Origin of the sequence: Paenarthrobacter sp. NPDC089988, assembly GCF_044748465.1 — a bacterium.
In the GTDB taxonomy this organism is placed as follows: Bacteria; Actinomycetota; Actinomycetes; order Actinomycetales; family Micrococcaceae; genus Arthrobacter.
This window is the reverse complement of sequence record NZ_JBIVGD010000011.1, coordinates 68,612-91,309: the sequence shown is the minus strand read 5'-3', so window position 1 is coordinate 91,309 and position 22,698 is coordinate 68,612. Positions and strand designations below refer to the sequence as shown.

20 protein-coding genes are annotated in these 22,698 nt (G+C 63.1%); 2 read left to right on the top strand and 18 right to left on the bottom strand.

From position 1 onward, the window contains the following. Positions 1-19: 19 nt before the first annotated feature. The 4 genes from ACIPV6_RS14230 to ACIPV6_RS14215 form a co-directional block, all read right to left on the bottom strand. Positions 20-1,042, bottom strand: a complete 1,023-nt coding sequence (locus tag ACIPV6_RS14230) for a Gfo/Idh/MocA family oxidoreductase (protein WP_400271496.1) — start codon at positions 1,040-1,042, stop codon at positions 20-22. A 99-nt stretch (positions 1,043-1,141) separates the two neighbouring features. After that, on the bottom strand, positions 1,142-2,068 hold the full coding sequence (locus ACIPV6_RS14225) for an ATP-binding cassette domain-containing protein (RefSeq protein ID WP_400271495.1): 927 nt from the start codon (positions 2,066-2,068) through the stop codon (positions 1,142-1,144). A gap of 12 nt (positions 2,069-2,080) precedes the next feature. Next, positions 2,081-3,133: an ABC transporter permease gene (locus tag ACIPV6_RS14220; protein ID WP_400271494.1), complete on the bottom strand. Its 1,053-nt coding sequence runs from the start codon at positions 3,131-3,133 to the stop codon at positions 2,081-2,083. Between the two features lie 64 nt (positions 3,134-3,197). Further along, the gene (locus tag ACIPV6_RS14215) at positions 3,198-4,193 is read right to left on the bottom strand and encodes a substrate-binding domain-containing protein (protein ID WP_400271493.1); all 996 of its coding nucleotides are present in this window, start codon (positions 4,191-4,193) and stop codon (positions 3,198-3,200) included. A 317-nt stretch (positions 4,194-4,510) separates the two neighbouring features. Between ACIPV6_RS14215 and ACIPV6_RS14210 the strand changes: the two genes are divergently transcribed. Beyond that, entirely contained in the window at positions 4,511-5,251 is a 741-nt protein-coding gene (locus ACIPV6_RS14210) for a GntR family transcriptional regulator (protein ID WP_397323310.1), read from the top strand. 16 nt (positions 5,252-5,267) lie between these two features. After that, complete coding sequence (iolB, locus tag ACIPV6_RS14205) at positions 5,268-6,161, top strand: 5-deoxy-glucuronate isomerase (protein ID WP_400271492.1); 894 nt, start codon at positions 5,268-5,270, stop codon at positions 6,159-6,161. Positions 6,162-6,224: 63 nt separating this feature from the next. Here iolB and ACIPV6_RS14200 read toward each other — a convergent pair whose 3' ends face one another. From ACIPV6_RS14200 to ACIPV6_RS14135, 14 genes are all read right to left on the bottom strand, one after another. Next, on the bottom strand, positions 6,225-7,097 hold the full coding sequence (locus ACIPV6_RS14200) for a sugar phosphate isomerase/epimerase family protein (RefSeq protein ID WP_400271491.1): 873 nt from the start codon (positions 7,095-7,097) through the stop codon (positions 6,225-6,227). An 88-nt stretch (positions 7,098-7,185) separates the two neighbouring features. Next, positions 7,186-8,199 carry a Gfo/Idh/MocA family protein gene (locus ACIPV6_RS14195; RefSeq protein WP_400271490.1) on the bottom strand — a complete coding sequence of 338 codons (1,014 nt, stop codon included), beginning with the start codon at positions 8,197-8,199 and terminating at the stop codon, positions 7,186-7,188. A 28-nt stretch (positions 8,200-8,227) separates the two neighbouring features. After that, on the bottom strand, positions 8,228-9,145 hold the full coding sequence (locus ACIPV6_RS14190) for a sugar phosphate isomerase/epimerase family protein (protein ID WP_400271489.1): 918 nt from the start codon (positions 9,143-9,145) through the stop codon (positions 8,228-8,230). A gap of 66 nt (positions 9,146-9,211) precedes the next feature. Next, the gene (locus ACIPV6_RS14185; RefSeq protein ID WP_400271488.1) at positions 9,212-10,723 is read right to left on the bottom strand and encodes a CoA-acylating methylmalonate-semialdehyde dehydrogenase; all 1,512 of its coding nucleotides are present in this window, start codon (positions 10,721-10,723) and stop codon (positions 9,212-9,214) included. 47 nt (positions 10,724-10,770) lie between these two features. Continuing rightward, positions 10,771-12,720 (bottom strand): 3D-(3,5/4)-trihydroxycyclohexane-1,2-dione acylhydrolase (decyclizing), encoded by a 1,950-nt coding sequence (gene iolD, locus ACIPV6_RS14180; RefSeq protein ID WP_400271487.1) that lies wholly within the window; start codon positions 12,718-12,720, stop codon positions 10,771-10,773. Positions 12,721-12,726: 6 nt separating this feature from the next. Beyond that, positions 12,727-13,689: a deoxyribose-phosphate aldolase gene (locus ACIPV6_RS14175; protein WP_400271486.1), complete on the bottom strand. Its 963-nt coding sequence runs from the start codon at positions 13,687-13,689 to the stop codon at positions 12,727-12,729. Beyond that, positions 13,686-14,708: a 5-dehydro-2-deoxygluconokinase gene (gene iolC / locus ACIPV6_RS14170; protein ID WP_400271485.1), complete on the bottom strand. Its 1,023-nt coding sequence runs from the start codon at positions 14,706-14,708 to the stop codon at positions 13,686-13,688. The genes ACIPV6_RS14175 and iolC overlap by 4 nt, the downstream gene beginning before the upstream one ends. 161 nt (positions 14,709-14,869) lie before the next feature. Further along, a complete protein-coding gene (locus tag ACIPV6_RS14165) occupies positions 14,870-15,274 on the bottom strand; it encodes a tautomerase family protein (protein WP_400271484.1) in 405 nt (134 codons plus the stop codon). 191 nt (positions 15,275-15,465) lie between these two features. Continuing rightward, positions 15,466-16,368: a succinate--CoA ligase subunit alpha gene (gene sucD, locus ACIPV6_RS14160; protein ID WP_377546201.1), complete on the bottom strand. Its 903-nt coding sequence runs from the start codon at positions 16,366-16,368 to the stop codon at positions 15,466-15,468. Between the two features lie 12 nt (positions 16,369-16,380). Beyond that, complete coding sequence (gene sucC / locus ACIPV6_RS14155; RefSeq protein WP_400271483.1) at positions 16,381-17,550, bottom strand: ADP-forming succinate--CoA ligase subunit beta; 1,170 nt, start codon at positions 17,548-17,550, stop codon at positions 16,381-16,383. Positions 17,551-17,812: 262 nt separating this feature from the next. After that, positions 17,813-18,502 (bottom strand): hypothetical protein, encoded by a 690-nt coding sequence (locus ACIPV6_RS14150; protein WP_400271482.1) that lies wholly within the window; start codon positions 18,500-18,502, stop codon positions 17,813-17,815. Between the two features lie 23 nt (positions 18,503-18,525). After that, entirely contained in the window at positions 18,526-19,998 is a 1,473-nt protein-coding gene (locus ACIPV6_RS14145; RefSeq protein WP_400271481.1) for a putative Ig domain-containing protein, read from the bottom strand. Between the two features lie 197 nt (positions 19,999-20,195). Next, positions 20,196-20,732, bottom strand: a complete 537-nt coding sequence (locus ACIPV6_RS14140) for a hypothetical protein (protein WP_400271480.1) — start codon at positions 20,730-20,732, stop codon at positions 20,196-20,198. Beyond that, complete coding sequence (locus tag ACIPV6_RS14135; RefSeq protein WP_400271479.1) at positions 20,729-22,696, bottom strand: alpha/beta hydrolase; 1,968 nt, start codon at positions 22,694-22,696, stop codon at positions 20,729-20,731. The genes ACIPV6_RS14140 and ACIPV6_RS14135 overlap by 4 nt, the downstream gene beginning before the upstream one ends. Positions 22,697-22,698 lie beyond the last annotated feature (2 nt).

Sequence of the window (22,698 nt, the reverse complement as noted above, 5' to 3'; positions counted from 1 at the left end):
GCATTCGGTGAGAGAGCGTTTAGGGGCGCACTTTGACGGGGAGGCCGGTTTCCAGTGACTCTTGGGCGGCGTCGGCCACGCGGGAGGCGGCCACGGCGTCCTCCGGTGTGCAGGGGTTCTTGCGGACTCCGAGGATCACTTCCACGAACGCAGCCATCTCCGAGCGGTAGGCCTGGTGGAAACGCTCCGCAAAAGTCTTGTGCGCTTCGCCGGCCGGGAACGCGATCCCCAGCTCGGCTGACCGTACCGCCATCTGGTGGTCCATCCCCACCAGCACAGAGCCTTCGGACCCCTGGAGCTCCAGCCGGACATCGTGGCCAGCCCCGTTGTAGCGGCTCGCCGAGACCGTTCCTACGGTGCCGTCGTCGAACGTCACCACCGCCAAAGCGGTGTCGACGTCGCCCACCTCACCGATTGCGGGGTCGCCGTTGTTGGAACCCTTGGCGTAGACCTCCACGATCTCCCGGCCTGTGAGCCAGCGCAGGATGTCGAAGTCGTGGACCGAGCAGTCCCGGAACAGTCCGCCGGAGGTGGCAAGGAACTCAACAGGTGGCGGCGTCATATCGCATGTGACGGCCCGGACGGAGTGGATCCAGCCGAGTTCGCCGGCGTCGTAAGCCCGCTTCGCCTCAAGGTAGCCCGTGTCGAAACGTCGCTGGTGCCCGATCTGGACGGTGCCGCCCTTTTCACGGATGTAATCCAGCACCGGGAGGGATTCGGCAACGTTGACGGCCACAGGTTTCTCGCAGAAAACCGGGATGCCCGCGTCCACGCCCGCCCGGATGAGGTCCGGGTGGGTGGCCGTACCGGTGGCGATCACCAAACCGTCGATGCCGGAGGCGATCAGTTCCTCCACCGAGGGCAGGAACTCCGCCCCGAAGTCCGCGGCCACGGACCGGGCGTGTTCCTGCGCGACGTCCGTCAGCTTGAGCCGCACGTGAGTCCCTTCAGGGTTGAGGACCTCGTTCAGCGCGACAATGTTCCTGGCGTGCATCACGCCGATCCTGCCCACGCCCACCAGGCCGAGCGCTACTTCTTTCATGCTGTCTCACTTCCTTTCCGGACATTCGCCGGACAATCAAGGGAAACCACGGAAGGGCCCCGGCGGACGTGCATCAGCCGGGGCCCGTACGCGGGCGAACTAGTGCCGTTTGGTGGTGCTTTCGGGCGCGGCATCGGCGACGTCGGCTACCTCGGCTTTGACTTCTTCCAAGGCGTCCGGGTGTCCGCCGAGTTGTTCGAGTTCGTGCGCAAGCTCCGCGAGTTCGGCGCCGCCGGCCATTTGGGCGGTCAGCTCTTCGAGGGTGATGTCCTTCTTCTCGTAGTAGCCGATCGAGCGCCCGCGCTTGAGCAGGAGGAAGCGGTCTCCGACGGGGAAGGCGTGGTGCGGGTTGTGGGTAATGAAGATGACGCCCAGGCCCCGGTCGCGGGCCTGCAGGATGTAGCGGAGTACGACGCCGGACTGCTTGACTCCCAGCGCGGCCGTCGGTTCGTCGAGGATCAGGACCTTGGCGCCGAAATACACAGCGCGGGCGATCGCCACACATTGGCGCTCACCGCCGGAGAGCTGGCCGATGGGCTGTTCCACGTCGCGCAGGTCGATGCCCATGTCCGCGAGTTCCTTCTTGGTGATGTCCTTCATCTTCTGGACATCCATGCGGCGGAACGGGCCTACGCCGGTGGTCAGTTCAGAGCCGAGGAAGAAGTTCCGCCAAATCGGCATGAGGGAGACGACGGCGAGGTCCTGGTACACGGCTGCGATGCCGGCGTCGAGCGCTTCACGGGGTGAACCGAGCTTGCGGTCCTCGCCCATGATCTTGAAGCTGCCTTCGTCGTGCTGGTGCAGCCCGGCGATGATCTTGATCAGCGTGGACTTACCGGCACCGTTGTCGCCCAGGACGCAGGTGACGCGGCCGTTGTCCACGGCCATGGTCACGTCCCGCAGGGCGATGATGTTGCCGTAGTGCTTGCCCACGGCTTCGAGGGAGAGCAGGTGCACGGGCGTGTGGGTCAAGGGGTCCTTCTCGTCTTTCAGCAGGGTCTGCTGGTCGATCTGGTGTGCATTCATTGGTCCGGCCCCTTACTTCAGTTCTGCCCGGCGTTTGACGATGAGGTTGACGATGGTAGCCAGCAGCAGCATCAAGCCCAGGAAGAACTTGAACCAGTCCGGATTCCATTGTGCGTAGACAATGCCCTTGTTGGCCATGCCAAAGATGAACGCACCGATCGCGCCACCGACGGCGGAGCCGTAGCCGCCGGTCAAGAGGCAGCCACCGATCACGGCGGCGATGATGTAGAGGAACTCGTTGCCCACGCCTTCGCCGGACTGCACGGCGTCGAAGGCGAACAGGTTGTGCATGCCCAGGACCCAGCCGCAAAAACCGACAGCCATGAATAAACCGATCTTGGTCTTGGTCACCGGAACACCCACGGCGCGGGCAGCATTCGCATCACCGCCGACAGCGAAGATCCAGTTGCCGATGCGTGTCCTCAGGAGGATCCAGGAAGCAATCAGCACTAGAACGATCCAGAAGAAAACGGTGATCTTCACTTCCACGCCGCCGATGCTGATGGAGGAGGCGAAGACGGCGCGGGCGGAGTCGAAGCCGTCAAGCTTGGAAATCGAAGGGGAAGAAACGGAACCACCGATGAGGCGGGTCAGGGCCAGGTTCAAGCCGGTCAGCATGAGGAAGGTGGCCAGGGTGACGATGAAGCTGGGCAGCTTGGTCTTGACCAGGATCCACCCGTTGATGAAGCCGATACCCAGGGAAACCACCAGCGCCAGGAGGACGCCAACCCAGGCGTTCATGGAGAAGTACCAGCTGAACAGCGAGGCGGTCAGGGCCGAGGAAATCACGGCCACACCCGTGGAGAGGTCGAACTCACCGCCGATCATCAGCAGGGACACTCCCACTGCCATGATCCCGATGGTGGAGGAACCGTAGAGCACGGTAGCCAGTGCATTCGGCTGGGTAAACGTCTGCGAGACGGACGCGAAGAAGATGAAGAGGACAACGGCACCGACGAGTGCGCCAACCTCAGGCCGTGCGAGGAACTTCTGGAACGGGTTCCGGCGCCCGACCCGCTCGTCACCGGGCGATGTCGCCGGCGGCAGGGTTGCTGTGTTTGCCATAGGAATGACTCCTTGTTGGTCAGGCTGCGCGGCGGGCGAACGCCGCGCAGCCGGATTCCTGGATCTAGCGGACGCCCTGCTGGGCGAACTTGAGGACGTCGGAAGCGTTGGACTTGTCCACGATGGTGGGGCCGGTCAGGACGGGCTGGCCGCCGCCGATCTTGAAGCCGCCGCGCTTGGCCTGCCACAGGGCATCAACGGACATGTAGCCCTGGAGCCACGGCTGCTGGTCAACCGTGAAGATGACGTTACCGTCCACGATCTTCTGGGCGAGTTCGGCGTTGAGGTCGAAGCTGGCCACTTTGGCCGAGCTGCCGGCGTCGGTGACGGACTTCAGCAGGGTGAGGGTGATGGGAGCGCCGAGGCCGATAATCACGTCAGCGTCCTTGGAGGCCTGCAGCTTTGCCGTGGCCGTGGACTGGACCGCGGTCATGTCCTTGCCATCCACGTAGAGGATTTCAGTTCCAGGAACCTTGGCCTTCACACCTGCGCAGCGCGCCTCAAGGCCCACGTGGCCCTGCTGCTGGATGACGCACACAGGGTGCTTGTAGCCTTCGGCAGCGAGCCTGGTGCCTACTGCTTCGCCGGCGAGCTGCTCGTTGGAACCGAAGTGGGTGAAGGCGCCGAGCTTTGCCGAAACGGATTCACCGGCATTGAGGCTGACCACGGGGATGCCTGCGTCGGCGGCCTTCTTGAGGACGTCCTTCAGCGCATCGGGCGTTGCGATGGTGACGGCAATGCCGTCCACTTTCTGGTCGATTGCCTGCTGAACCAGCTGCGCCTGGCGCCCGGCTTCGGGGTCGCTCGTGTAAAGGAGTTCAACGTTGTCCTTGGAGGAAGCTTCTTCCGCACCCTTCCGGACGATGTCCCAGAACGTGTCGCCGGCTGCGGCGTGGGTGATCAGGGCGACCTTGATGCGGTCGGTGGAAGCTGCCTGGCCTGCTGCAGCACCACCCCCGTTGTCTGCGGGCTTTCCGCCCTGGCTCGAACAGGCGCTCAGTGCTATCAGGGGAACCACTGCTGCGGCGAGTGCCGCTTTGCGCCACGAGAATTTTGCCACCGTTATCTCCTTTGATTTCAGCTTGGGTGTCCGGAGACTCGTATCCGGATCAGCCACTACTCAGATCATGGTGACTGGCCTCACACTTTGTCAAGACTTTGTCCTGACATTAGGATGTTTTTACGTAAATGCTTCTCCCTGAAGGCGCCCATCGTTCCGGTCGAGCTAATTCCTTGACGGCCTGACCGCGGCTGCTATGATCAGAAAAAGGCAGTATGTCCTATCAAGCGAACATGAGCGGACAAACTCATCCATCCGGCAGAGGAGCCGCGACCCTGCTCCCCGGCCGGCTTTCCGCAGCCGTCCAGGAGGAACCAGTGACGAACCAACTCAGCCTCAGCATCGACCGTTCGTCCCCGGTGCCGCTGTACCACCAAGTGGTGCAAGGCATCGAAGCCGCAATCCACAGCGGACTCCTGGAACCGGGCAGCCGCCTGGACAACGAAATCGACCTCGCGGCGCAACTGAATCTCTCCCGCCCCACCATGCGCAAAGCCATGGACGAACTGGTCCGGGCCGGCCTCTTGGTCCGCAAGCGGGGCGTGGGCACGCAGGTGGTCGCCAGCCAGGTCCGGCGGCCTCTGGAACTCTCCAGCCTGTTCGATGACCTCAGCAACAACGGCAAGAAACCCACCACGGATGTGCTGAGCTTCTCGCACGTGGAGGCCGATGCCGCCACCTTGGCCGCACTCCAACTCCCTGCCGGGTCCAAGGTCTACCACTTCACGCGCCTGCGCAAAGTGGGTGGCAAGCCCTTGGCCCTCATGGAGAACTGGGTCCGCGACGATATCACCAGCATGGACGAAGCCCAACTCGCCAGCGAAGGCCTCTACGCCATCCTGCGTCGTGGCGGCGTGAACTTCCGCCTCGCGTCGCAGCGCATCGGCGCCATGATCGCCAACGACTACCAGGCCCCCCTCCTCGAAGCAGAAGTGGGATCGGCCCTGGTCACCATGGAACGCACCGCGGTGGACGACACCGGACGCATGGTGGAAACCGGCCACCACGTCTACCGCGCCGATTCCTACAGCTTTGAAATGACCCTCGTACAGCGCTAACGCAAGGACTTAACTTATGGCCAACTGGGTATACCCGCTGGGTACCGCAACCGATGGCAAGTGGGACGTTTCCCTCGGCACCTCCGATTCCAGCCTCGCCGTCGATGGCTGGGCCCATACGGGACTGAAGGTCGCGACGCTCGCCGCCGGTGCCGCCGTCGAACTTCCCGCATCTGCGGAAGAGCGCATCGTGGTGCCGCTGAGCGGCTCGTTCACGGTAATGGTCGACGGCGGGTCGTACAGTCTCGCCGGCCGGGAGTCGGTTTTCCACGGGCCAAGCGACGTCCTCTATACCGGTATCGATAAAGCCGTCACCATCAGTTCGAACGACGGCGGCCGCGTCGCCGTCGCTACTGCACCGGCTAAGGCCGGGTACCCCACCCGCCTGATCACCGCCGCCGAAACCCCCGTGGAACTGCGAGGCGCGGGCAACTGCTCCCGCCAGGTCCACAACTTCGGCACACCGGCCGCACTCGAAGCCGACCGCTTCATCGTCTGCGAAGTCATCACCCCCGCCGGCAACTGGTCCTCCTACCCTCCGCACAAGCACGATGAGGAGAAGGACGGCGAAACCAGCCTCGAGGAGATCTACTACTTCGAAACCCGCGTCGCTCCCGGATCCCCCGCCCCTGAAGACACGGACGCCATTGGCTATGCCCGGGTGTACGCCTCGGATGAGCGTCCCATCGACGTCTCCGCCGAGGTCCGCACCGGCGATGTGGTCCTGGTCCCCTACGGCTGGCACGGCCCCGCCATGGCGGCACCCGGCTACGACCTCTACTATCTCAACGTCATGGCCGGCCCCGGACGCGTCCGGGACTGGCTCATCAGCGACGACCCCCACCACGGCTGGATCCGCCAGACCTGGGCAGGCCAGGATGTGGACCCAAGGCTCCCGTTCACGGCCTGATCCCGAAAACCCAGAAAGCCCCTGTGACTCGACGAGTCACAGGGGCTTTCTTCGCGTCAGGTGCTACTTCGCTTGGGCGATGTAGTCCGTCATCGTCTTGAGCTGGTAGCGCGAAACGTCCTCGGCATTCTCGTCCTCGGCGAAGACGCTGGAGACCATGACGGTGTTCTCCTTGTCCAGGAAGCCGATTTCCTTCAGGCCGCCGAAGAATTCGTTCCAGTTGACGTCGCCGTCACCGATCTTCAGGTGCTGGTGCACGCGCACGGCGTTGCCCGGCGGATTGGTGATGTAGCGCAGGCCGTGGGAGGCGTGGTGGTTCATGGTGTCTGAAATGTGCACCAGGCGCAGCTTGTCACCGGCGGCGCGCATGATCTCCAGCGGCTTGTTGCCCATGTGGAAAGTATGCGAGGCAACGTAGACCATTCCGATGTTCGGGGAGTTGATGCCACGGATGACGCGCAGCGCGGCCAGGCCGTCCTCCACGAAGTCATCGGGGTGCGGATCGATCAGCACGTCCAGGCCCTCGCGCTCGATGATCGGCACCAGCTCCTCCATGGACCGGTAGAAAGCCCGCTCGGATTCCTCGGCCTTCTCCGGGCGTCCACTGAACTCGGTGTTCATGGTCTGCACGCCCAGGTCCACGGCGATCTGGATGGCTCGCTTCCAGTAGCGGACCGCCGCTTCGCGGGCGTCTTCGTCCGGGCCGGACCAGCGCAGGACTGGAAGGATCGAGGCAATCTCGACTCCGGCGTCCTTGCACGCTGCCTTCAGCTTGCCAACCAGCTCATCGTCCGCCTTGGGGTGGTTGTAGAACGGGATGAGGTCCGCATGCGGGGTCATTTGCAGGTACTTGTAGCCGAGGTCTGCAGCAACGCGCGGGAACTCGAGCAGGCTGTGGCTGTGATGGAACGGTGTGGGATCGAGGGCGATCTTCACTGGGCACTCCTTTGTGGTCTCTGGGGAAAGAAAACGGTGGCCGGCCGCGGTACTGCCGGCCAGCCACCGCTGTGATGGTGGGGCTGCGTTAGTTGTACAGGTCCGGCTTGGTGTTGAGCTGCACCTTGACCTTCTCGCCGGACTTCTGGGCCTCGACGCCGGCCTCGCAGCACGCTGCCGTGGCGTAGCCGTCCCAAGCCGTGGGTCCGCCGATTTCCCCGCGAAGTGCCGCGTCCACCCAAGCCTGGACCTCGACGTCGTAAGCGGCACCAAAACGGTCCTCGAAGCCGGGGGTGACGTTGCCGCCCCACTTGCCGGCGGTCTGGACGTACGGGCCGTTGTCGCCGCCGATGCTTACGATGCCATCTTCGAAGGACGCCTGCGTGGCCACCTGGTAGCCGAACTTCGCATTGACGTAGATTTCGACGTCGGCCAGCACACCGGATTCGGTTTCGATCAGGACGTGCTGCGGATCGTGCTGGCCGCTGGGTGCGTTGCGGGTGGGCTTGCCCAAGCGAACCTGCACGGACGTGATTTCCTCACCTGTGAAGTAGCGGATCGCGTCGAACTCGTGGACCACTGAGTCGTTGATCAGCATCTCGTTGGTGAAGCCCTCGGGCGTGGTGGGGTTCCGGTGCTGGTGGTGCAGCATCAACAGCTCCCCCAATTCGCTGTTGCGGATGATGGAACCCAAAGCCGAGTACTCGGCGTCGAAGCGGCGCATGAAGCCAACCTGGATGCGCTTGTGCCCCAAAGCCTGCTCGGCCTGGACAACCTTCCAGGCGCTCTCGGCGTCCGGGGTCAGCGGCTTCTCGCACAGGATCGGGAAGTCGTTCTCCAATGCCTTGTAGAGGATTTCCTCGTGCAGGAAGCCCGGGGTGGCGATCAGCACGGCGTTGACGTCGCCGTTGTTGAGCGCCTCATCGGCGCTGGCCAGGGCAACCGCCCCGTCAATACCTTCAATGGCGGCTTGCGCGCGGGTGAGGTCGACGTCGACGACGGCGGCCACTTCGGCGCCGTGGATGCGGGTGCTGAGGCGCTTGATGTGGTCCGCACCCATGCGGCCTGCGCCGATGACGGCAACGCGGAGAGACTTTGTCACTTTCTTATCCTTCGTGAGGTTCGGTTGGCTACTGGACCCGTGTGCGGGATCCGCAGGACAGGAGGTAGTTGCGGGTTCGCTTGGCAATGGGCATCGGTACGTCGAACGCTACCGGGTACATGTCCTGCTCCACGATGCCGAAGATCGGCCGGTTCAGGCCCTCGACTGCTTCGATGACTGCACGGAGATCCGGGAGGCCGTTCGGCGGCTCGGTCATGACGCCGGCCAGGTTCGCGGCAGCCCAAGTCATGTTCTTTTCGTTGACCTCGGCCAGAACCTCCGGGTTGATCTGCTTCAAGTGCAGGTAGCCGATGCGGTCCGGGTAGTTCTTGATGAGTTCCAGGCTGGAGGCGCCGCAGTACTCGGCGTGGCCCGTGTCCAGGCACAGGTTCAGGTACTCCGGGTCCGTGGCTGCCAGGAGGGTTTCGATGTCCTTCTGGGCGCCCACGTGGGAGTCGGCGTGGGAGTGGAACTGCTGGTGCAGGCCAAAGTCCTCCAGCAGGACCTTGCCCATGCGGTTGTGGCCGGCGAACAGATCAGCCCACTGCTCGTCCGTGAGTTCGCCGTTCTCCACAGCCTCACCCGTGACGTCGTCCCGCCACATGGCCGGGATGACCACAATATGCTCCCCACCCATAGCGGCCGTCAGTTCGGCCACCTTGCGGGCCGGCTCCCACGCTTCGTCGTACTGCTTGGCACCGCGGTGGAAGGCCGTGAAGACCGTTCCTGCGGTGACCTTCAGGTCGCGCTGTTTCAGTTCTTCCGCGAGTCGCGTGGGATCGTTCGGCAGGTAGCCGTAAGGGCCAAGTTCAATCCACTTGTAACCGGATTCGGCAACTTCATCCAGGAACCGTTCCCACGGGGTCTGCTTGGGGTCATCCGGGAACCAGACACCCCAGGAATCGGGGGCGGTGCCAATGATGAGTTTGTTCTCGACGTCGGTCATGACCACGGTGTCTTTCTTTCGAGGCTGCGCATCCCTGGCTGTGCTGACAGGGATGCGCAGGTGGGGCTAGTTGGAGGGGAAGTTGTAGGAGGCGCCGGAGGCGTGGTGGGTTTCGGGCCAGCGGGAGGTGATGACTTTGCCGCGGGTGTAGAAGGAGACGCCTTCGGGTCCGTAGATGTGCTTGTCGCCGAAGAGGGAGGCTTTCCAGCCGCCGAAGGAGTGGTAGGCCACCGGAACGGGCAGGGGTACGTTGATGCCGATCATGCCCACGGTCACCGAGCGCTGGAACTTCCGGGCTGCGGCGCCGGAGGAGGTGAAGATCGCGGTGCCGTTGCCGTACGGGTTGGAGTTGATGAGCTTGATGCCGTCCTCGAGGGTGTCCACCCGGACGACTACCAGGACGGGGCCGAAGATCTCCTCGGTGTACGCGGACATTTCGGTCTTGACGTGGTCGATCACGGTGGGGCCCACCCAGAAGCCCTCTTCGTGGCCCGGGACGATGAGGTCGCGGCCGTCCACCACCATCGCGGCACCGGCCTGCTCTGCTTCGGTGACGATCTTGACGATGCGTTCCTTCGAGGCCGGGGTGATCACCGGGCCCATTTCCGCGCCGGGTTCGGTGCCGTTGTTGACCTTCACGGCCAGGGCCCGCTCTTCCACCTTCTTCACCAGCAGGTCAGCGGCGTCACCGACGGCGACGGCCACGGAGATCGCCATGCACCGCTCCCCTGCCGAGCCGAACGCTGCGGCGGCGAGGTGGTCCGCGGCGTTGTCCAGGTCAGCGTCCGGGAGCACGATCGCGTGGTTCTTCGCCCCACCCAATGCCTGGACGCGCTTGCCGTGCTTGGTGGCGGTTTCGTGGACGTACTGCGCGATCGGGGTGGACCCCACGAAGGAGATGCCGTCCACGTCCGGGTGCGTCAGCAAACCATCGACTGTTTCCTTGCCGCCGTGCAGGACCTGGAACACACCATCAGGCAGCCCAGCGTCCTTCCAGAGCTTGGCCAGCAGCAGCGACGGGGACGGGTCACGCTCGGAGGGCTTGAGGATGAACGCGTTACCGGTCGCTATGGCCATCGGGGCCATCCACAACGGCACCATGACCGGGAAGTTGAACGGGGTAATACCGGCAACCACACCCAGGGGCTCACGGAAGGAGAACACGTCAATGCCGGTGGACACCTGGTCCGAGTAGTCACCCTTCAAAAGGGAAGGGATACCGCAGGCGAACTCGATCACTTCCAGGCCACGGCCGATCTCGCCCTTCGCGTCGGAGAGGACCTTGCCGTGCTCGGCCGTGATCAGTGCCGCGAGTTCGTCCACGTGCGCTGCGACGAGCTCACGGAACTTGAACAACACCGCGGTGCGCTTGGCCAGGGAAATATCACCCCAGGAATCAGCGGCTTTCCGGGCAGCGGCGACCGTGGTGTTCAAATCGTTCTCGTTGGCCAGGCGCAGTTCCGCGGTGACCTGGCCGGTAGCAGGGTTGTACACGGGCTGGGTGCGGTCACCTTCACCGGCGGACTCGGCACCGTTGATGAAGTGGTTGATAGTGGTCAAAGTGGTCGTCGTCGACATGTGTGTGGACTTCCTTGTCTGTGGTGCGCGGGTAGTGGCTGGGAAACTCAGCCGAGCAGTTTGCGCTGGCGGTTCTTGTGGTCGGTGTAGGTTTTGTAGGCCTGCTGGGTGGATTCGAGCTCGGACACTGCCGAGACGGGCACGTCCCACCAGGATTCCGAGGACGGGGCGTCCAGCAGTGGATCGGATTCGACGTGGATCACGATCGGGCCGGTCTCCTCGGGCGCTGCCTTGGCGTCGCGGATGGCTTGTTCGAGTTCGGCGATGACTTTCTCGCCGGGTTCGATCCGGATGACCTTCGCACCCAAGGATTCCGCGTTCGTGGCGAGGTCGATGGGCAGGTTGTCGCCGGCGTCGAAGGAGTGCTGTTCCTTGTCCAGGACCCGGTATTGGGTTCCGAAGCGCTGCGACCCGAGGGATTCGGACAGGGAGCCGATGGACGCGTAGCCATGGTTCTGGATCAGGACCACGATCAGTTTGATGCGCTCAGCGACGGCGGTGACCAGCTCCGTGTGCATCATCAGGTAGGAGCCGTCCCCCACCATCACCACCACATCCCGCTCCGGCCCGCCGTTCGCGGCCTCGGCCAGGGCTGCGCGCTTCACACCCAGGCCGCCGGGGATTTCGTAGCCCATGCAGGAGTACGCGTACTCCACGTGGTAGCCGAACGGGTCCCGGACCCGCCACATCTTGTGCAGGTCACCCGGCAGCGAGCCCGCTGCGCAGATCACCACGTCCTGGGCGTCCATGGCCTTGTTCGTGGCACCGATGATCTCGTTCTGCGCCGGCAACGTCGTGTAACGGGTCTCGAAGGCCTGGTCCACGGTCGCGTCCCAGCGCTTCTTTTCGGCGGCGACCTTCTCTTCAAGGTCGGCGCCGACGCGGTAGCCGCCAAGGGCCTGGTTCAGCTTCACCAACGCCTTGCGGGCATCAGCGACGATCGGCAGGTGCGTGCCGTGCTTGTAAGCATCGATCGCGGCGACGTTGATGTTGACGAAGCGCACGTCCGGGTTCTGGAACGCCGTGCGGGACGCGGTGGTGAAGTCCTCGTAACGGGTGCCGATACCGATGATCAGGTCCGCCTCGGCAGCGATCGCGTTCGCCGCCGTCGTGCCGGTGGACCCAATGGCACCGAGGGAGTGCTTGTGGTCCCACGGCAGCACACCAACACCGGCCTGCGTGTTGCCCACCGGGATGCCGGTGAGTTCGGCGAACTTGGCCAGTTCGTCGTTGGCGTAGGCGTAGAGGACACCGCCGCCGGCAATGATCAGCGGACGCTTGGCGGCGCGGATCGCTTCCACGGCGCGGCGGATGTCATCGTCCTCAGCCTCGGGGCGGCGGATCCGCCACTCCCGCTCGGCCAGGAACTCCTCCGGCACCTCGAACGCCTCGGCCTGGACGTCCTGCGGCAACGAAATAGTCACCGCGCCGGTCTCGGCCGGGTCCGTCAGCACCCGGAGGCCGTGGTGGAATGCGGAGAACAACTGCTCCGGCCGGGACACCCGGTCGAAGAACTTCGATAACGGCCGGAACGCGTCATTGACCGTGATGTCATACGCATGCGGCAACTCAAGCTGCTGCAACACAGGGTCAGCGGCGCGGGTCGCGAACGTGTCAGAAGGCAGCAGCAGCACCGGCAGGCGGTTGGTGGTAGCCAACGCAGCGCCCGTGAGCAGGTTCGAGGACCCCGGGCCAATCGAGGTGCTGATCGCGAACGTTTGGCGGCGGCGCGTGTGCCGGGCATACCCGACGGCCTGGTGGACCTGGGCCTGCTCATTGCGGCCCTGGTAATACGGCATGATGGACGGGTCAGCAGCCTGGTACTGCTTCAACGCCTGGCCCACACCGGCCACGTTGCCGTGCCCGAAAATACCGAACGTCCCCGGAATCAAACGCTCACGGAATTCCACACCAGCAACAGAATCAACGGTGTACTGCTTGGACAAGAACTCGACCACGGCCTGGGCCACGGTCATCCGGCGGGTTGCTGTTCCCATGAGTAGCTACTCCGATACTTTGACGGGGATACGGTCTGACGAGGTGAGCCCTGCAGCGTCAAGTGCCGCGGGCGCAGTGTTGTTGAGCAGCGAGGCTGCCGTCGCGACGGCACCTGCTACGTCGCCGTCGTGCGGGTAAAGCAGCGTCCGACCCACGGTGAGGCCCTGCACGCCGGGCAAAGCCAACGCAGCCTGCCAGGAGGCGAAGACTTCGTCCTGGGACCCATCCGGGTCACCACCCAACAGCACAGTTGGCAGCGTGGTGGAGGCCATGACGCGCTCCATCTCGGCCACCACGGGCAGCTTCATCCAGGTGTAGGCGCTGGTGGAACCCAGGCCCTCTGCAATGCCGACCGACTTGATCACGGCATCGGCGCGGAGGTCGTTACGGACCTTGCCGTTGGCGTCACGGACGGAAAGGAAGGGCTCCACCATGGCGATGAGCTTCCGCTCTGCCAACGAATCGATGGCCTTCGCGGTAGCTTCCAGGGTGGCAACCGTGTCCGGGTCGCCCAGGCAAATACGGGTGAGCATCTTCCCGCCATCGGCGCCCAAGGCCTCAAGGGCTGCGGCCGTATGCCCGGTGAAGCGGTCATCGAATTCATTGACCAGACCGGCCAAGCCTCCGCGGTTCATGGAACCGAACACGAGCTTCCCCTCAAGCGCACCGAGCAACAGCAGGTCGTCCATGATGTCCGGCGAAGCCAGGATGCCGTCCACGGCAGGGTTCCCCAAGGCAATCTGCAACCGGTCCAGCAAATCGCGGCGATCGGCCATGGCCATCGGCTCCGAACCGACGGACAGGGCACCGCGGGCCGGGTGGTCGGCCGCGACGATGAAGTTCTGCACACCGTGCTTCAAGCCAGGATGACGACGGCGGGTCGCAGCAGCGCGGGCCACGGCCTCCGGATCCTCCAAACGGATACGGCTCAAGTGTTCATAGCGGCGGGGATCATCGTTGAGGCTCAACGCACGGCTCCTTCTTCGACGGGGGCGGCTGCGAGGGTGGTGGAAGCGCCGGGGACCGGGCGGCCGCGTTCGGCCAGCAGCGACGTGACCTCATCCGGCGTCGGCATCGCATCCGCGCAGGAGAGGCGGGAGGCGACAATCGCACCAGCGGCGTTCGCGTAGTCCAGGACCTCGGACAGCGGCCAACCGGACAACAGCCCGTGGACGAACGCACCACCGAAGGAGTCACCGGCGCCCAGGCCGTTAACCGTCTCAACCGGAACCGGAGCCGAAACCACGCGCTCCGTGCGGGTCTTGGCCATGACGCCTTCCGGGCCCAGCTTCACCACGGCGATCTCGACGCCGGCGTCCAGGAGCCGGTCCGCCTGCTCATCAGGTGTCCCCTCCCCTACTGCCACGGCACATTCCTTGTCATTGCCGATCGCGACCGTCACCTGCGGGAGGATCTTGGCCACCTCGGCACGGGCCTCATCTTCCGAAGCCCAGAACATGGGCCGGTAGTCCAGGTCCAGGATGGTGAACTGGCCATCTTTGAGGCCGGTCCTGGGGCGGGCTTCATGCGCGGCTATGTGGGCGCTGCGTGAGGGCTCCTGGCACAGGCCCGTCACTGTGGACCAGAAAATGACGGCGTCCCGGATCGCGTCCAGATCCAACTCTTCAGCTTTGATCTGCAGGTCCGGCGCGGTGGGGAACCGTCCGTAGAAGTAGAGCGGGAATTCATCGGTTGCGGGCTTGATCGCACAGAAGGTGGCGGGAGTCTGCCCTGCGGCGGGGGTGACAAAGGAATCATCCACGTTGAACTTGTGCAGTTCGCGGTGCAGGAAGCTGCCAAAAGGGTCATCGCCGGTGCGGGTAATGACCCCGGTGCGGCGGCCGTGGCGGGCGGCGGCAACAGCCACGTTGGAGGGCGAGCCTCCCAAGTACTTGCCGAAGGACGTCACATCCTCCAGTCCGACTCCGATGTCGTTCGGGTAGATATCTACGCTGATGCGCCCGATCGTGAGCAGTTCGTGGGTCACGGTACTCGTGGACCTTTCTCTTAGAACTCTGAACCTTTGAGCGCTGGGCCCCAATGCCTTGCTACCCCTCAGTGAGCGGGGCCACATGACTACTTTGCACCAGATTTAATGTCCTGTCAAAGGTTTGTACTGACATATTTACAACATGACACGAGGTGCGCCTACTTACGGGGAACTGCCAGCTCTCCGGTGACATACTGACTGCGACCAAAGCCGAAAGACCAGTCGCCGGGAGTGTTCTCCACGTAGCCCACGAATACGTCTTCCCCGGCAATTCCCACCTCGGAGAGGCCGGATGCGATGGCCTCGAAGAGTGAACTCTTGGCCATCTGGCTACGGCCACCCTGGGTGAAGATTTGGATCATGACAACCCCGGAACTGCGCTCAAAACCAAGCCCGGCATCCTGGGCGACGATCTGACCCTGCGGATGCTCCGTGAGGATGTGGAAGTAGTCCCGCTCGGGAATTCCATATTCAGTCAGGATGGCGTCGTGGATAGCCCGGCTGAGGGCGGTCAACCCTTCGGGCGTGCGGCCCTGATTGACGTCGATACGAACAAGCGGCATTGCAGATCCTCTCAATTAGTTTGTCCTAACATACTAACAAACTACATCGATTCTGGATACAGCAAAGGCCCGCCCAATACCTGGACGGACCCAGCAGGACGCAAAGCAGGCCCCCAACGCTTAAAGCGCGACGGCGGCCCGTCACTTTTCGTTCGAAAGGTGACGGGCCGCCGTCGTAAGGCTGTGTGAGCCTAGAGTGCTGCGAAAACCTCGCGGAGCAGGGTAGCGGTCTCGGACGGCGTCTTGCCGACCTTCACGCCTGCTGCTTCGAGGGCTTCCTTCTTGGCCTGTGCGGTACCAGCGGAGCCGGACACGATGGCGCCGGCGTGGCCCATGGTCTTGCCCTCAGGAGCCGTGAAGCCTGCCACGTAGCCGACAACCGGCTTGGTGACGTTGGCCTTGATGAAGTCGGCTGCGCGCTCTTCAGCGTCGCCACCGATTTCACCGATCATGACGATCGCCTTGGTCTCCGGGTCGGCTTCGAAGGCAGCAAGGGCGTCGATGTGCGTGGTGCCGATGATGGGGTCGCCACCGATGCCGATCGCGGTGGAGAAGCCGAGGTCGCGGAGTTCGTACATCATCTGGTAGGTCAAGGTACCGGACTTGGACACGAGGCCGATGGGGCCCTTGCCCGTGATGTTTGCCGGGGTGATGCCAACCAGGGCCTCGCCCGGGGTGATGATGCCGGGGCAGTTCGGTCCGATGATGCGGGTGATCTGCTTGCCATCGGCGTCCACCTTGGACTGGGCAAGTGCCCAGAACTCGGCGGAGTCCTGAACCGGAACACCTTCGGTGATAACCACAACGAGGCCGATGCCGGCTTCGATGGCTTCAACCACGGCGTCCTTGGTGAATGCCGGCGGAACGAAGACGATGGAAACGTCGGCGCCGGTTTCAGCGATGGCTTCCTTGACGGTGCCGAAGACGTTGATTTCCTTGTCTCCGTGCAGGACCGTGGTGCCCGCCTTGCGTGCGTTGACGCCACCAACAATGTTGGTGCCGGCCTTGAGCATCAGGGCGGTGTGCTTGGTGCCCTCGCCGCCGGTGATGCCCTGGACGATGACCTTGGAGTCCTTGTTGAGGTAGATAGACATTGTCGCGTCCCTTTACTTAGCTGCGTTGGCGAGCTCGGCGGCCTTGTCGGCGCCCTCGTCCATGGTGGCGGCCAGGGTAACCAGCGGGTGGTTGGCCTCGGTCAGGATGCGGCGGCCCTCTTCGACGTTGTTGCCGTCGAGGCGAACAACCAGCGGCTTGTTCGCCGAGGAACCCAGCTCTGCCAGTGCACCGACGATGCCCTTGGCGACTGCGTCACAGGCGGTGATGCCACCGAAGACGTTCACGAAGACGCTCTTGACCTGGGAGTCGCCCAGGATGACGTCCAGACCGTTGGCCATGACCTCGGCGGAAGCTCCACCGCCGATGTCCAGGAAGTTGGCGGGCTTCACGTTGCCGTGGTTCTCGCCTGCGTAAGCAACGACGTCGAGGGTGGACATTACAAGACCGGCGCCATTGCCGATGATGCCAACTTCGCCGTCCAGCTTGACGTAGTTGAGGTCCTGCGCCTTGGCCTTGGCCTCGAGCGGGTCGGCCGCATCCTTGTCTTCCAGCGCGCCATGGTGCACGTGGCGGAAGTCAGCATTCTCGTCCAGGGAAACCTTGCCGTCGAGGGCAACAATGTCGCCTGCGCCCGTGCGGACCAGCGGGTTGACCTCAACCAGGGTTGCGTCTTCCTTCTTGAAGACATCCCAGAGCTTCAGAATGACGTCGGCGACCTTGCCGCGCAGTTCTTCAGCGAAGCCGGCAGCTGCGACGATCTCGTCAGCCTTGGCCTGGTCGATTCCAACAGCAGGATCGATGGCGATCTTGGCGAGAGCCTCGGGGCGCTCGACAGCAAGCTGCTCGATCTCCATGCCGCCCTCAACCGAGCACATGGCCAGGTAGTTGCGGTTGGCACGGTCCAGGAGGACCGAGAAGTAGAATTCTTCGGCGATGTCAGCGCCCTGGGCAATCATCACCTTGTTGACGGTGTGGCCCTTGATGTCCATGCCCAGGATGTTGGTGGAGTGCTCAAGTGCCTCGTCGGCAGACTTGGCAACCTTGACGCCGCCAGCCTTGCCGCGGCCACCAACCTTAACCTGTGCCTTTACGACAGTAACGCCGCCGATCTTCTCAGCAGCTGCCTTCGCTTCTTCAGGAGTGTGCGCCACGATGCCGGCGAGCACGGGTACACCGTGCGCTTCGAACATATCGCGCGCCTGATATTCAAACAGGTCCACGGTTTAGTGTCCTTCTACGTCGAAGTAGTTTCTGTCCAGCCGGAACCGCGATGACCGCGATAAGCCAGCTGCGGAAAGTACGCGGTCATAACCAGGAATCATGCCCGGTCACATTGCGTAAGGTCCTCTCGGAACTTTAGCCCTTTGAGGCGTCCCGCCACTCCCACACTACCGGTTAAGTGAGTAAGCTTACACTTCTATCGAGCGTAGAAAAACCGCGTGATGGCGGGGTTTTTGGGCTCACACGAACCCTCCACAGTGGTCAGGAATCTTCCTTCAGGTTCCCGCGGACCGTCTTGCCGCCGTCGGAAATCAGCTGGTAACCCTCGCGGCTGACGAAGAACGCTACGCCACCTGAGACGTTTCCGCAGGCAACGCCGTCGTTGTACGCGGAGCACCGCAGGCCGTTGCGTTCGATGTTCTGCCCGTCAGCCAACTCCCGGAGCTTGGAAATGGTGCCGTTCCGCGTTCCCTTGGGACCATACTCGGACTCCATTTGTGTTACGCCCGAGCGACACGAGCCGTACACGGCCTTGTCCGGCGAGAGCAGCACGGTCCCGCCCAAGTAGCCCAAGCCGGTAGCGCCGCAATCGTCGGAGATGTCTTCCGCTTCAGGCTTGGCATAAGCCGCCAATTCACACTGCACCACCGGTACCACGGCGAACTTGTTGTTGGCAGCGTCCGAGTAGGTGTTGGGCTCATAGGGCAGGTTGAGGTGGCCGCCCCGCGAGGACGTCATGGCGCAGACAACATTGTGGTCAGGGGTTACGAACGCAGTGACATCGTCGCCCGCGGCGAGGGATGTCTGTTCCGTCACCGGCACCTGCTTGAGCTGTTCCAGAGGAGGGAGCGGCTCCGGCGGAACGTAGTTGGGGTCCTTGGTGGAGAAGGAACAAGCCGTGCTGGCAAGCAGGAGCAAGGCGGCAAGAATCCCCAATACAGTCCGTCGCATGGCTCCAATTATGCCTTTTGGATTCAGGCGCCGTTGTCTCGCCGCCACCGCCGTCGCGCCGACGCCGCCAACAACGCGCCGCCCGCCAGTGCTCCCGCAGCGGCCCACAGCATTGCGTTGAGGGTTCCGGAGCGCAGCCCCGTCGCCGCCAGTTCAGCGGACGACGCCGGCTCTACCGCGCCTGCCGGAAGCACCGTTGTTTGAGGTGCTTCAGCCGCGGCCGGCGGTTGCGCGGCGGGCGGCTGCTCGACCGCGGGTGGCCGGGTTTCGAGGACGGTGACGGTGGTCCAGAAAATCTCGCGCTCAATGAGGCCGGCGTCGCGGAATTTCACGTAGACGCTGAACGTTCCAGCCCTGGTAGGCGTGCCCATGAGGAATCCGTTGCCATCAATGATGAGCCCGTCCGGACCGGGATCGTGCCAATGCAGGCTGCCGGCCATGTGCTGCGGCGTTCCCCACCACATGGAGTAGGGGCCGACGCCGCCGGTCACCGAGGCGATCTTGGCCGAGTAGGGCTCCCCCAGGACGGCAGGCGGCACTACGTAGCCCACGGCGTACGGTGCACTTGCCCGCACCGTGATGCTGAACGAGGCGTCAGTGGAGCTGTATTGATCGCTTGCCCGGACTGTGAAGGCGTATGTTCCGGGCGATGTCGGGATTCCAGACACGGTTTTTCCAGTAAGGAACAGTCCCGGCGGGATGACTCCCGATGCCAGTTCCAACATAAAGGGCAAGGACCCTGAAGTGTATATCTGGAATTCAGATGTGTAGTCCAGGCCGACGATTGCGTCCTGGAATTCCCCGGTATTACTCGCAACCGAGATCACGGGAGGCTGGTAGTCCCAGATTGTGACACTTACGCTTTTTGTGACCACTTGCTGCGGTAAGGAAGAGTCCCTGACAGTAACCGTCGATTCGGCGAAGTTTGCGGTAGTGGGCGTCCCCACAAACCTCAAATTTGCTTCATCAAACGTCAGCCCCTGCGGCACGTTCGTGGCTGTTGCCATGTAGGGTCCGGTTCCGCCAGTGATGACCAACGGAGCGTCAAAGGGCTTTCCAACGTATCCCCAATCCACATAACCCTGCACCATGAGAGGGTCCGGGTCAGCTGCGGGAGTCTGATCCGGGCCTGCTGAACCTGTCGCAGGCACCTCGGCTGGTGAAGCTGTGGTGATGGCCGGGCTGGGGGTCAGCAGCGCCGGAACTCCCGGCCCCGGGCCTGCCGGCACGCTTGCTGTCGGTTCAGGCCCCGGGCTTTCGGCCGCACCCTCAGTGGGAATTGGCGCGGGCGATGCCACGGATTCTGTCGGTTGGGATGTTGGCAAAGGCTCTACGGCGGCGCGTGCGGTTTGCGTGGCAACGCCGACGCTGGGTACGGGAGCCTCCGCAACACCAGGAGGAGCGAACTGGAGGGCGAGGCCGCCGGCGACAGCCGCAGCCAGGACCAATCCCATGGCCTTCCGAAAATATCCACGTTCCCCCAGCATGGCGCCCATGCGCGTCCTTCCCCCAAGAATGCGAACCGCTGAAGCGCCGCACCTTACGGGGTCGTGCCGACCGCATGCGCAAACGCCCGGCCAGTCTAAGACGTCCCAAAGTTGCTGACAATGGGCAGGCCGGACGTCTGCGGGCACCATCGATGCGCCGGGTCTGCTTCGAGCGCATTACGCGCGACCATCAGGACCGGCCAAGGCTATGTGGTCTTCTTCCGCGCCGCAGGGTCCAAGGTGCACTCACCTTCGACCATAATGAAACTGCCGAACTTGGTCGCCGTGAAGATCAAGGTCATCCCCCGCGGACTTGACGCGCCAATCTCAAGACCGGAATTGTCCGCACCCATTCCGTCGAAGATGTTCCCAATGGTGTAGCCCTTCGATTCCCAGTGCGCTTTCATCACATTAATTGCTTCTTGTGGATCGGCGATGGCACCACCCTTGATTTGCCGCTGGTACAGCCTGCCGTCCGCTCGAGCGTGTATACCACAGGGTTCTGCGACGTAGTCCGCCGTATCCTGGCGGTCCCATCCCGGCCACGTGGTGCCGGAATGTTGAACCGTGTCCTCCATGGCATCCAGGAAGTCGGTGAACACCTCCGATGCACTCCGCTCGCCAGGTCCGGGCTCGCCAAGCTGCCTATCGTTTGTTGTATCCGCGCCGCATCCGGTCATCAGTAAACATCCCATCATCATCAAGACCAACCACGCCCTGCGCGCAGGCTTTAGCGTCATCATTTACCAAGCTCTTCTCTTAGTTCTTGCGGTGTAAGGTCGCGCTCTACGGACGGTCCCAGCGGAGTTATCTCGCCGCGAATTTCCACCAACTCTCGTCGGAGCGGAATCAGTTTCTTAATCTGGTCTCCCTTGCCCGTGGACGCCAGGGCGATGTTGTGGGCGGATTCGGTGCTGGGGTCGAGGTAGCCATGATCGCGAGTCGCAGCAAACAGGGTATTGCCACTGCCCTTCACTGCCCAACCATTGGCATCGTGGCCCGTCGTCCTCCAATAGACGACACCAGTGTCCGGGTCGTAGCCACCCTCAGAAGAGAAGTTCTTCCCGCCAAACCAGGAATCGAGAGGATCTAGCCGACCCTCACGACCACGAATTCCGCTGCCAAGAATTCCGAACGGCGCGACCCGATCCTCGCTGGACGCCGTCACAAACACCTCTGGCCTGCCCTCGGCGTCCTTTGCCACGTGCAGGTCCATTGCCGAACCGACGTCCCGCCAAGCAATTCCCGCCGAGCCGAGGAACGTCACAGTATCGACGGAGTGGGTGGTAGAGATCAGCGCATACGAGGCAGTGGTGGTCCCATAGGAGTGGGCCACCACGTTTAGGTGAGGCCTGTCTCCACCGTCCGCCACGCTTTCCCGGGTCTCAACAAATCCGTCCAAAGCATGTGCCAGTTTGGCCCCTCCCGCGCTAGCCAGCTCCGTGGACAAAACCTCAGAGCTAGGCGGCTCCTCCGGACTGTCGTAACCGACCCATGAAACAACCGCTACACCCGAAAAGGCGCTGCTCCCTACCAGCGCCCGACTTTGCCCCCTGTACAAATCCTGCGCCGACTTCGTCCATGACTCCAGCCCGTCGGCCACGGTGGTTTTCATGCCCGGGACGTTCCACGTCACATTCGATGCCGTGTCTAAGTCACCAATCGCAACAGCCACGAGAGGTTTTCCATTCTCGTCCGGGGTGAATGAGACGATGCTCCGGGGAGCGGCAGGGTCTTCATCGTTATCTTTTCGGGGCTCCAGCGCATCATATATTTCCTGCAACACAGCCTTGTGCTCATCGGTAGTCCGCGGATCCTTGTACACGGCATCCACGTTTGCTTTGTTGGCCTTGGCACGCGCGGCGTACGGAATCCCGTTCAGGTTTCCGATGACTCCCGGCGCCGCCACGACGAGCGCGGCCTGTTGTTCGGTGGATAGACCAGCCCACCACTCCTTCACCTGCGCGACCGGTGGCGGCGAACGGAATCCGGACCGAAGGTAGTCGGACTCAGCCATCCCGTATTCGAGCAGTTGCCCCGGCGTCAGGGTCTTCCACAACGCCAACATTGCCATGGGATCCCCTCCCCCGGACTCCATGCGCCGCAATTCCGCACGAGTATGCTCCAGCGCGAGATTGGCGGCGGTCCCACCCGGGTAATACGGAGGAACCGTTGACTCCCAGCGGTGCACCCCACGGACAGCGAACTCGCACAAACGCTGCGCTTCCTCGTGTTCCGACACCAACACCGAAACTCTGCGCAGTAGGTCGGAATGTTCCATAAGCGGAGCCTGTCCAGTGTGCTGGCTGCCGAAACTTTCTTGGCTGGAGTGGGGATCCCAAGTAGGAGCTTGCCCCAGGTGGATCTCCATCCTCCGGTGGAAATCGGCGATGTCGTCCAAGAGGAGCTGACGCTTCCGCCGCAACTCCCGGACGGTTTCGGCGTAACGCATCAACGCGGAGAACACCGTGACCATGCCGGATCGAATGTTGTCACTCGTCTGGGTCACGGGTTTGAACAGCGCCAAGACTACCGGCGCCTCAGGAGCTACGTAGGCATCAGCCAAAGCGGACCATTCCGATGACGCAGCCTGAACTGCATTGATCATCCCCTGTGCATGCCGCACCAACGGAGACACTGCGGTTTCCAGCGCATCCGGATCAGGGAGGTCGAACAAGCCTGACGTATCAATCTGGTACTCGTTCACGC